Source organism: Nostoc sp. DSM 114167, from assembly GCF_052692655.1.
Map to the genome: position 1 here is coordinate 3,080,716 of NZ_CP195116.1, position 11,659 is coordinate 3,092,374.

Genomic DNA, 11,659 nt, shown 5'->3' on the forward strand with positions numbered 1-11,659 from the left:
TTTCTGAAAAACAAGTATTATAAATTTCACCCTGATGATATATATATTCTCTCAGCCTTGGGTAGGTTAAAAGCTTTTTGGCTATATGTACAATTGCTCGTAATTCAATTCATAAACCTCACGCGATCGCTTCCAATGATGCCAATCCGTGAAGCGATCGCTTTTATCTAAATATTTCTCTAAGAAAATAGGTAATGCAGCAAGTATAAGCATTGATATTCAAAACTCATAATGTTGCTTTTTAGTAGCATTCAAGATTAATAAATTAACTAGCAAATTTTCTGGATTGAAAAGTTGAGCGCTTCTTTATTAATGATGTAATTATATTTTTAATTAAAATTATTAATTGAGATGTAAAATCTCAAACTCAATCTTAAATCTACTGACAGAGAATACATTGAAACCTGTGACAGATAATTGCAAGTTTCATATTAGCTAAAACTTTAGTTATCACTCCATTAGTCAAAGGAATTACGAGTAATGAATGCAAGTATCTGCGGGTTTTGGTTATATCTTTGGTGCAATTCCTACCAACTTTTTGCATAACATTGTACGTTGCGCCGTAGGATTGTTAGGAATTACTTCTTACAACAATACTACCACTGCGCGTCTATTCAATCGTGGTTTTGCAGTTTCTTATGCCTTGCTGGCAATCGTTGGATTGTTGCCTTTGGGTAAGACATTTTTTGGCTTAATGCCATTGTTCGGTGCTAATGTTTTGCTTAATGCATTAGCAGCGATCGCAGCTGGCTACTATAGCGTTGTTATACCAGCCAAAGTTAGCGGTGTTAATGTATCGCAAAATCTTCAATAGTTGCTGATAGTCTGCGGTGTCCAGGTAGGGCCATTACAAGATGGTCCTTCTGGTTTCCATATCAGCATATCTAAGCAGATTTGCCGCATATCCATGTTTTTCGTCCAAGCATGGTAGACAACATACTCAGTCTTACCATCTGGCCCAAGAACAATAGAATTATGTCCCGGCCCGATGACAAAATTAGGAACAGACTTTAGCACCCGTGGCCCGGTTTCGTTACCTGCATCAGAGTAAGGGCCCATCACGTTGTCAGCAACGCCATAATCTACGCCGTAGTTCTCAGTTTCCCAGCGTCCACCACTATAAAAGCAGTAGTATTTACCTTCATGCTTACGAACGCAGGGACCTTCTAAAGTATGCCAATCATAGATTTCACCATACATCAAACGGTTAGCTAAAAAACGTTGCCAATCGGATCGCGCCCGTAAAACCACTTTCCCTTCACCAGCAAGTTTAGTCATGGTTTGGAGTTTGTCTACAACTAATGCTGTGCCAGCACGCACTCCATCGGATGTATCCAGAAAATCACGGGCGTAAAACAAATACCACTGTCCATCGTCATCCTGAAATGGGTGCGGATCGATCGCAAAAGGACAAGATTTTGGATCTACGACTGGCTCACCAACATCTTGATATGGCCCTAACGGAGTATCGCTTGTAGCTACACGTAACTGATGATTTTTGTCTTCATGCCCTACAGAATAGTAGAGATAAAATTGGCGATTGCAGTAAGCAACTTCGGGGGCCCAAAAATTATCGCCAAGGGCGGGATCTGGCCGCTGTAGCGCGTTCCCAACATAATCCCAATTCACAAAGTCGAAAGAGCGTAACAGAGGAAAGACACAGGATTTTTTATTGGAGTTAACATTTGGTGCGTCCGCTATTTCATCTACCGTTCCTTCTGCTTCTGCTGCGCCAGTGCCGATCGCATAATATACGCCTTCGTGTTGCCAAACAAAAGGATCGGCAAAATAACCTTTGTAGACTGGATTAGTGTAGGTTTGCATCTTAATTATCTATCGAATAATGACAAAAATCTTTCTTCCACTAGTAGTCTGGCAACCCAAAAATGCTGGGTGAGGGCTGGGGAAAGGGAAAAGGGTAAAGGGTAAGGGATTTAAACTCTTTCCCCCTTCCCCCTTCCCCTTTACCCCGCCAAGTTTGCTTGGCGAACTACTAGTATTTGAAATTCACGTAAGTTTCGACTTTGTTCTTAGGTAAGCTTTCTACTAGCTGACACCGTAGCATCTGCTTTAGTTTTTCTGGGAGGCTTTGATAATAGTCTTGTGGGAGAGTCAAATCTACCTTTGGTGTGTGCAACCAATGCATAGCATAGCCCATGACTACCATCGGTCTTGGGTGGTTTGTCCGATTTGGGGAACCCCGATGTAGTGCTAAAGGCGATCGCACCATTACGTCACCTGGCTGCATATAAAAAGATTCCATCGGAATTTCACCACTGGCAACCTTTTTTAATCCTTCTTCACGCGGTATAACATGGGTACCGCGTGCCATTTGGAACGGGCCGTTGTCTGCGGTTACTTCTACAAGGGGAAAGTTAACTGCGAGGGCGTACAGTGGTGTAACTATGCGATCGCTAAATAATGGGCGAAAATCCCGATGGGTTTCCTGATAATCTGAACCCTGGAATGGGACATCAACTCCCATCTGAACCATCACGTATTCTTGGTAAAATACGCGATCTAAGATACCCATAATTACTGGGTTAGCAAAAACTAATTCATTCGCAAATGGGTAAATCCAAGGCAAGGTTAGATAGTAGCGGGAAACTTCACGAGGAGCCAACCCACCCGGTTGATTTTGACGCTCGTGAAATAATTTTTCAAAAGCTTGTGCCCACTCGTCAATTAATTTTTGCTCAAAAACACCGGGAATCACACAAATTCCGTCTTGATTCAGTTTTTGAGCAAATCGGTCTAGGTCGGTAGCTGAATATTTCGCTATACCGCCTATACTTTGAACCATCTTTTTTATCCTCTTCAACTTATAACTAGAGGCGTATTAATATCAGACCTCTAGGAGATTTTTTATTGCTTGTCGATAGTAGCGCACTATTTTTAAAATTGGTGGCTTATGCCAATCCTCTGTAACAATTAATTTATATTAATTATAACGAATTACTTAACATAACTAAACTCTTTGACACTCCAGACAATGCAACGCGATCGCCTGCCGTTTAAAAGGCATCTAATAGTCAAAAGAGTGCAGTTGGACTCACCAAACCACCAATCTACACACCTGCATACATCAGCACATCGGCAGCTTTACGGGCGAGGGGAAGTGCGACTGCTAGCCCAATTCCAGAGTTACCACTTGTTTGTATGGTGTTTTGCTTTGCAGTTTTCCAGAATTGCGATCGGAATTTTTGCTATAGCTGTTAGTTATTGTCAAAAAATTGTCATCAATTTTCTCGATCTGTACTTGAGTGAATAGCTTTGTTCAAATCCCGCAGCAATTCTTCTTCTGCATCGCGCTCTTGCTTGAGTTCTCGAATCATTTCTTGACTAGAACCAATTAGCAAGCCTGCAACTGCACCAACGATCGCATATTTTTGCTCTAAATCTTTATACATTTGACTTGTGTAGGGGCAAGGAAGTAAATTAGCAATAATAAAGCCAATTCCTGCACCTACAAATGCTGTCACAAAGCCAGAAAAAGCGATTAATTTAGCGTTCATTTGCTTTGCTCCAATGCTTATAGCTTTGCTAAATTATTAAGAGATACTCTACATTGTGTCAGTGGTTCCCAAAGTTACAGCTTAATCTTTACCTCTTGTAATAATACCGATTCTGGGTTGAGTTGGTACTGAACCCTACCCCCAACCCCCTCCTCGCTCTAGGGTGGTTTCATACAAACAGAGAACAAATGAAACCAGCTTTCTAAGTACAGCTTTGCGTAAAAGCGTAGTGTTTTTAATGCAAGCCGATGCATTAACCTGATTTTTCACGCCATCTGGAAAACCTCTCTTCTATTTCTCTCTCCTAAGAGGAGAGAGACTTTGAACTTTCCCCCTTCCCGTGTCGGGAAGGGGGTTAGGGGGTCTTTCTGGGGCAGGTTTTTTTGATTAGACAAATTTTTGGGATTTTAAAACCAAAACCATTGTCTGAGAACTTAAAACTATGTTCAATAATTGAGAACATTCTCAACTATTTATCGAAAGCCTAAAAGCCTGCCCTTGAAAGGGTTAGGGGGTTAGGTTTTTGGTGGACTTTTCCACATAACGTGAAAAGTCAGATGTATTAACAAGGCCGCCGATGTATTAACAATGCAAGCCGATGTATTAACAATGCAAGCCGATGCATTAACAAGGCCGCCGATGTATTAACAATGCAAGCCGATGTATTAACAATGCAAGCCGATGCATTAACAAGGCCGCCGATGTATTAACAATGCAAGCCGATGCATTAGCATTGTCGTGTATTGCCAAATTTAATTCGCTATGAATTAATGAAATGCTGTACTAAGCCTCTATGCGCTTGCCTAACGGCAGGCTGACGCCCAATACGGTTTGGTTAAACTTTTTTAATGAAAATTTTAGATCGCTAAAGATACGATAAATCATCACAAAGACGCGATAAATCGCCGTCTCTACAATAACCAATCTTTTGTCTTGACGGCGATTCATCGCGTTTCTTGCCTTAACCCTCTTGCTTTTTTATACCAATTCAATTAATGATTGCAACACATCCTTGGTTGAAGACGCGATGAATCGCGTCTCTACAAATGATCTATTTGTCGCATTCTTTTTTCAAATTGGTATTACTTACTCGAATCATTACGTTTGCGATCATCAGCATTCTGCCTGATAATTACAGATGAATGTTGATGAGCGTTCGTCGCTGGCGCAGCGTCTCCGACTGGAGTTGGCATCGCTCTTGATTTTCCATCTTCGTTTCCATCCCCAGATGGCGGTTGGGAAGGATTAGCAGGTTTTTTCTTCAAGAAGCGTTCTTCCAAAGTTTTGATGATTACGTACAGGACTGGAACAATCAGCAAACTCAGAATTGTTGCTACGAGTAACCCGCCAAATAAGGCTGTTCCTAATGACCAACGCGAGGCAGAACCGGCTCCGGTGGCGATTACCAGGGGGAAAAATCCTAGCAAGGAGGCGCTTGAAGTCATCACAATCGGTCGGAATCTTTCTTGCGCTGCGGTTACGGCTGCTTGTCGAATTGTCGCGCCTTCTTCTAGGGCTTGATTGGCAAACTCGACGATCAAAATCGCGTTCTTTGACGCTAATCCAATCAGCATCACTAACGCCACGTTTGCGTAGACATCATTAACCAAACCGCGCAAAGATAAGGCACTCAATGCACCTAACAACGCTAACGGTACAGTTAAGAGAATAATCGCCGGATCGATATAACTTTCATACTGAGCAGCCAGCGTCAGAAATACCATAATGATCCCGAAGCCAAAAATCAAAATCCCCAAGTTACCTGCACTTAATTCTTCGCGGGCAGTGCCAATCCAATCACTGCCAACACCTGGTGTTGCTGCTTCAGTCACGGCTTGCTGCATTGCCTGAATTGCCTGTCCACTACTGTAGCCCGACGCTTCTCTACCTTGCAAATCGATCGCGCGGAAGCCGTTGTAATGGGAAATTACAGATGGGCCTGTAGTAGGTGTGATTTTTGCAACCTCACTCAATGGAACCATTTGGTTATTTGCCGATCGCACATAAAGCCGCCGAATATCATCAGGCGATCGCCGATAGTTAGCATCTGCCTGAACATATACGCGGTAGCTACGCTGTCCCAAGGTAAAATCGTTAACATACTGGGAGCCAATTGCAGTTCCAAGCGTGGTGACAGCTTGTTGAAAATCGATGTTAAGTGCTTCTAAACGAGTGCGATCGAAGTCAATTTGAAACTGTGGTGTACTAGCAGTAAACTGAGTAAAAACGCCGCCTTTGAGCGCTGGTTTTTGATTGGCTTGGGCGATTACCGCTTGAGCATTCGCATAAAAATCATTGATTGTTAATCTTCCGTTAGTTCGGTCTTCTAGCTGTAGCTCAAATCCCCCTAACGTACTAAAGCCTTGAATTGGTGGGGGACTGACTGCGGTAATAATAGCTTCTGGAATCGTTGCAAATTCTTTATTGATTCGGGCTAAAATTCCAGAGGCAGTTTGATTGGGTTGAGTGCGCTCCTCCCACGGCTTGAGTTTTGCAAAGAAGACACCGCGATTTGAACCACTACCTGCAAAGCCAAATCCCGAAGTGGCGAAAACGTTACTCACCTCTGGTTCTTTTTCGAGAATTTGTTCGAGTTTTGTAATTACTTGGTCGGTATAGTTGAGGGCAACTCCATCTGGCCCTTGAATAATACCTAAGACAATTCCCTGGTCTTCACTCGGAACAAATCCGGTGGGAACATGGGTAAACATAAAATAAGTGGCAGCTAAACCAACCACAAATAATCCAATTACCACATAACGAAGGCGGATCAGAAAATTCACCGTCGCTAAATACTTGTCAATAATCCATTGTAAAATTTGATTGAAACGACTAAAAAACCAACCAAGGGGGCCGCGTGCAGGGCGAGGCGGGCGGAGCAAAATTGCCGATATACTCGGACTAAAGGAAAGAGCATTAAACGTTGAGATGGCAATTGAAAAAGCAATAATCAACGCGAACTGTTGATACATTTTTCCTGTCGAACCGGGAAAAAATGCCACCGGGATAAAAACCGCCATCAATACCAACGACGTTGAAACTACCGCTCCGGTAAGTTCATCCATTGCCTCGACTGATGCTTGCAGTGGTCGCATTCCCTGTTCAACTTTGCGGGCGATCGCTTCCACAACGATAATCGCATCATCTACCACTAATCCTGTTGCCAAAATTAAGCCAAATAACGTTAAATTATTCAACGAGAATCTAAACACATAAGCAAATGCCAACGCCCCAATCAGTGAAACGGGAATGGCAACCAAGGGAATAATTGTGGCTCGCCAGTTTTGCAGAAACAGAAAAATCACCAGTACGACAAGAGCGATCGCTTCAACTAGTGTTTTCAATACTTCTTCGAGTGACGCTTGCACAAATCCAACGGTATCGTAGACAATCTCAGCTTTTAAGCCCGGTGGAAAGTCTTTCATCAACTCATTCATCTGAGCCTGAACGTTTTTCGAGACATCCAGGGCGTTACTACCAGGTAATTGATAAATTGCGATCCCAATCGACGGCTTACCATTATTTCTCGCATTGCTGCTGTAAGTCTCCGAGCCAAGTTCTGCACGACCTACATCTTGGAGTTTAATTAAACTGCCATTACTTCCGGCTTGAATAACTAGATTTTCAAACTCTGACGCATCTTTAAATTGCCCATTGACTCGCAACGGAATTTCATAACTTTGACCTGGAGGGATAGGCGATTGACCTAACGTTCCGGCTCCGGCGAGAATGTTTTGCGATCGCAATGCTGTAGAGACATCTGCTACAGTTAAGCCTCGACTTGCCAGCGCATTCGGATCGAGCCACAACCGCATTGCATATTGCTTTTCACCAAAAATTGTTAAATCTCCAACTCCCGGCGTTCTCAGCAGTTGATCTCGCAAATTCAGATCGATATAGTTACTAATAAACAGCGCGTCATACTCATTATTTTCGGGGTAAAGAGCATAAACTAACAAAATACTTGTAGAAGATGTTTGTGCTGTCACGCCGAATTGTTGCACCGTTGTCGGTAGGCGAGGTGTAGCACGGGCGAGACGATTTTGGACGTTAACTTGAGCAATATTTTTATCTATCTGCGACCCAAAATATACCGAAATTTGACTACTACCTGCGGAACTGTTCGAGGTCATGTACTGCATTCCCTCTACACCGTTAATTTGTCGCTCCAGCGTAGTTGTCACCGCAGTTTCGACAGTTTCCACATCCGCCCCAGTATAAGAAGCTGAGACTTGAACGCGAATCGGTGCAATATCTGGCAAGTAATTAAGCGGCAACAACGGAATACACACCCCACCGACAATCAGAATCAGTAGAGTGCAAACGGTAGTTAATACCGGGCGTTTAATGAAGGTATTGGCGATCGAAAAAATCATAAATTATCCTGGATTTATGATACTGGTTGGATTGGTGCGCCTTCTCTAAGTTTGAGAATGCCAGAAGTTACAATCGTTTCGCCGGATTTAAGCCCATCGATAACTTGATAATTGGACCCTTGAATATCTCCCAGGCGCACTAAACGCTGATGCACAACTTGCTGCTGTTGTCCATTGACGGTTTTGTTTTCGGTGACAAACACAAAACTTTGTCCACCAACGCGAGAAATTGCAACGGTGGGAATCAAAATACCTGGTTGTCGATTCCAAATCACGCGAGCTCTAACGTATTGTCCATCGCGCAATCGCCCTTGTGAATTCCGAAAGCGGGCTTTGCTCAAAACAGACTGTTGATTAGAACTTACATTTGGAGAAATGTAGCTAATCGCACCTGTACCAATTACTTGCTGGGTGGTGGGATCGATTAACTGCACGGGTAAGTTCGTTCGTAATTGGCGCAACCGATTTGAGGGTATAGAAAGATTGAGATCCAGTGAATCGTTTTGTGTGAGTGTGGTAATTGTTTGTCCGATGTTGACATAATCTCCAACCTTGACCGGAAATTCACCGACTACGCCAGTAATGGGTGCTACCACCTGCTTAAAATTGAGGCTGACTCGCGCCGCAGCCGTGCTTGCTTGAGCTTGGCGGATATTTGCCTGTGCTTGGCGGACGGCTGCTCTAGCTGCTGCGACTTGCTTTTCGGATGTTTGCAGGTCTGCTTGAGCAGTTTGTAAATTATTTCTAGCAATGTCTAACTCTTGTCTTGCTATGGCTCCTTCGTTGACCAACTGTTGGCTACGATTGAATTGTGTGCGTTGCAGTTGAACATTTGCAGCTGCTTTGGTGCGTTGGGCTTCGGCTTGTTGTTGCTCTGCTTGAGCAGTAGCCAATGCTGCTTGCACCGAATTAGCAGCTGCGATCGAACTGGTGACATTGGCCTGAGCCTGATCTAAACTCAAAGATGCGATCGGCGTACCCTGTTGCACTCGCTGACCGCTCGACACCAAAATCGATTCGATTCGTCCTTGAATTTGTGGCTGTAATATGACCTTTTGCTGCGCCTCCAACGACCCGACAAACTCGGAACTTTCTTCGATTGTGCCTGCGTCAATTTTTTGAAGTTTTACTGGCAATGCTGGCGGGCTTTGAGCATTAGCTGCCGGATCGTTTTTTTGACAACCACTCGTCAATGTTGTAAGCATTAGTACGATAACTAATACTGGATTTGCGAGTAAACAGTTTAAGTATTTAAGTAGATAATCGCGTTTTAGCATGAAATAAAATGCTGATTAGTTAAATCTATACACTGGATAATTTTTACGTCTCAATCCAAGGGATTAAGAAAGCCTCCAGCTTTGTTGCAAGACAGCAGAATTCAGAAGTAATATGATGTCCGCTTGATTACTTATTAAACTCGAATCACCCCACCTCCAACCCCCTTTCTGGGGCAGGTTTTTTTGATTAGACAAATTTTTGGGATTTTAAAACCAAAACCATTGTCTGAGAACTTAAAACTACGTTCAATAATTGAGAACATTCTCAACTATTTATCGAAAGCCTAAAAGCCTGCCCTTGAAAGCCTCCAACCCCTCCGTCGAATTACCCCCCTTAATCCCCCCTTGGAAAGGGGGGAAACTAGAAATACAGTTCCCTCCCCTTTCCAAGGGGAGGGTTAGGGAGGGGTAAAACTTACGCTTAAACTCAAATGAGTGAACTGTTTCAGACTTGTGTGTACACCGTAGGCTCTTCGGGAGGGGAGACAAAGCACAGCTTTGGCGGGGTGGGGTTTTTTATTATGGATAATTTGGCGGACATGATATAAAACAAGTTTTATACCTGGCTTTGAGACTTAGGTTGTGTACTTCACTAACTTGAAATTTGCAATAAACTTTCTATATGTCTAGATATTTTGTCGATCGCATTAGATGCATCTTTCATTAGAATCACGGCTTTACGTCAAGCAAACTCATCTCCAAAAAATCTCTGGATTCATACTACGTGAGTTCAACGGATTAAAAAAAATACCAAAGATAGAGATAATTAAGTTTGTAGGGTAGATATCAAAGATTTTTGAAAATGATAAGTAAGTCGGCACAATAAAAGCAAACTGTGTAAAGAAAAGTAAACAAGGCTCAAACCCTCTTTCCTTATGCTTCTACCCGATCGCAACGATAATTATTTAAGCCAACCTACTTAAGTATCTGACTTTGTATCTTAAATCTGATGTTGACAAGCAAAGTAGCCCTGAAAAATCAGAGAGCATCAAACCTAATTAAAATTAATTATGCTCAATTACTTAGCAAACTAAGTCTTTGACACTCCGGCTAATTCAACACTATCACCTGGTTTTGAAGGCCATCTGACAGTGAGAATAGTGCAGTCGGACTCAGCAACCCACCAATGGGACACACCTGCACACCAAAGAACATAATCACCTTCACGAGATAATAAAATTTCTCTATCTTCAAATTGCAGGCGAAATTCCCCGTGAATGAGAATTGAAAGCGTCGCAGCTTGGTTATTTACTGCCCATTCAGTTCTACTGTCACCTGCTTTGTGAACAGCCCATTTTACTTCTAGCATTTCCGTGGAACGCGGATCGTCTTCAGGGGTGATAAAGTGACCCATGAACCATCCCCAACGATTTACACCTTCAACGCCTGCGTTTCCATAAACAACTTTAGGCTGCATCACTTAACTCCAAAGAAGGAACCAAAATTTGCCCGTTGTAACCGACTTGCTTATATTGTTCAAGGATATGGGTTGCAATACTTCTGGCTTCACCAGCCACAACTAAAGCGACACAAGCACCACCAAATCCAGCACCTGTCAGTCTTGCACCAAACACTCCCGGAGTTTTTTGCAATAATTCGACTAGAGTATCTAGTGCAGGTACAGACACTTCGTAATCGTCTCTCAAACTGGCGTGGGATGCGTTCATCAATTTGCCAAATCGCTCAGATGTTACTCCCTGTAATACTTCCAAGACGCGGTTATCTTCTGTAACCACATGACGGGCACGCCGCCGTAGAGGTTCGGGTAGTTTTTCTGTTACGTTAACATCAGTAATATCTCGTAGTGCTTTAACTCCTAGCGATCGCGCCGCTTCTTCACACTCAGCCCGACGCTGATTATAACCGCTACTTGCCAGGGTGCGAGGGACGCCGCTATCAATAACCAAAATCTCTGCATTCTCAGGCAAAGGTATCACCCGGCGTTCTAAAGTCCGAGTATCTAAAAACAATATATGCTCAGTATCAGCCAAGCTAGAAGCCATCTGATCCATGATGCCGCACTGCACGCCAGCATAGTGAATTTCTGCTTGCTGGGCAAATTGGGCAATTTCAACGTCATCAATGGGAAGCTTCAGAAGTTGGCGTAATGCCCGCAGCGTTGCTACTTCCAAAGCCGCGCTGCTAGACAAACCCGAACCCATAGGAACCGACGAGTTGACGTATACACAAAGCGGCGGTATTGTGTATCCTGCTTTTTGCAAAAGCTCAATACAGCCAAAAATATAACTAGCAAATCCAGACGGGGTATGATTGATATCTGAAATGCTCACTTGCTCGTTTAAATTTTCCGAGTAAAAGTGATGCTGGGAATCGCTACTAAAACCTAGCTGTACTGTCGTACCCTGAGGAATCGCAGTTGGCAGAACGAAGCCATCGTTATAGTCAGTATGTTCGCCGAGTAAATTTACTCTTCCTGGCGCACTGGCTTCAGTTTCAGGTGGTTTACCGAATACTTGTTGAAAATCCATAA

Annotated in this window: 9 protein-coding genes and 1 pseudogene; 1 reads left to right on the forward strand and 9 read right to left on the reverse strand. The window is 43.2% G+C overall.

From position 1 onward, the window contains the following. Positions 1 to 81: 81 nt before the first annotated feature. The gene (locus tag NSTC731_RS13145; protein ID WP_445631191.1) at positions 82 to 213 is read right to left on the reverse strand and encodes a hypothetical protein; all 132 of its coding nucleotides are present in this window, start codon (positions 211 to 213) and stop codon (positions 82 to 84) included. A 280-nt stretch (positions 214 to 493) separates the two neighbouring features. Between NSTC731_RS13145 and NSTC731_RS13150 the strand changes: the two are divergent. Next, positions 494 to 814: pseudogene (locus NSTC731_RS13150) on the forward strand (DUF4383 domain-containing protein); the annotation flags it as partial. Here NSTC731_RS13150 and NSTC731_RS13155 read toward each other — a convergent pair. From NSTC731_RS13155 to galK, 8 genes are all read right to left on the reverse strand, one after another. Continuing rightward, positions 808 to 1,824, reverse strand: a complete 1,017-nt coding sequence (locus tag NSTC731_RS13155; protein ID WP_445631192.1) for a glycoside hydrolase family 43 protein — start codon at positions 1,822 to 1,824, stop codon at positions 808 to 810. The pseudogene NSTC731_RS13150 and the gene NSTC731_RS13155 sit on opposite strands and share 7 nt — an antisense overlap. A gap of 169 nt (positions 1,825 to 1,993) precedes the next feature. Then, positions 1,994 to 2,803, reverse strand: a complete 810-nt coding sequence (locus NSTC731_RS13160; protein ID WP_445631193.1) for a phytanoyl-CoA dioxygenase family protein — start codon at positions 2,801 to 2,803, stop codon at positions 1,994 to 1,996. A 436-nt stretch (positions 2,804 to 3,239) separates the two neighbouring features. Beyond that, the gene (locus NSTC731_RS13165) at positions 3,240 to 3,515 is read right to left on the reverse strand and encodes a hypothetical protein (protein WP_445631194.1); all 276 of its coding nucleotides are present in this window, start codon (positions 3,513 to 3,515) and stop codon (positions 3,240 to 3,242) included. A 783-nt stretch (positions 3,516 to 4,298) separates the two neighbouring features. Beyond that, complete coding sequence (locus NSTC731_RS13170; RefSeq protein ID WP_445631195.1) at positions 4,299 to 4,463, reverse strand: hypothetical protein; 165 nt, start codon at positions 4,461 to 4,463, stop codon at positions 4,299 to 4,301. Between the two features lie 134 nt (positions 4,464 to 4,597). Further along, positions 4,598 to 7,891, reverse strand: coding sequence for an efflux RND transporter permease subunit (locus NSTC731_RS13175; RefSeq protein WP_445631196.1), 3,294 nt, complete (start codon positions 7,889 to 7,891; stop codon positions 4,598 to 4,600). 14 nt (positions 7,892 to 7,905) lie between these two features. Next, the gene (locus tag NSTC731_RS13180; protein WP_445631197.1) at positions 7,906 to 9,096 is read right to left on the reverse strand and encodes an efflux RND transporter periplasmic adaptor subunit; all 1,191 of its coding nucleotides are present in this window, start codon (positions 9,094 to 9,096) and stop codon (positions 7,906 to 7,908) included. Between the two features lie 1,102 nt (positions 9,097 to 10,198). Next, positions 10,199 to 10,585: a signal peptidase I gene (locus NSTC731_RS13185; RefSeq protein WP_445631198.1), complete on the reverse strand. Its 387-nt coding sequence runs from the start codon at positions 10,583 to 10,585 to the stop codon at positions 10,199 to 10,201. Next, entirely contained in the window at positions 10,575 to 11,657 is a 1,083-nt protein-coding gene (gene galK, locus NSTC731_RS13190; RefSeq protein ID WP_445631199.1) for a galactokinase, read from the reverse strand. Before galK ends, NSTC731_RS13185 begins: the two co-directional genes overlap by 11 nt. Positions 11,658 to 11,659: the final 2 nt, after the last annotated feature.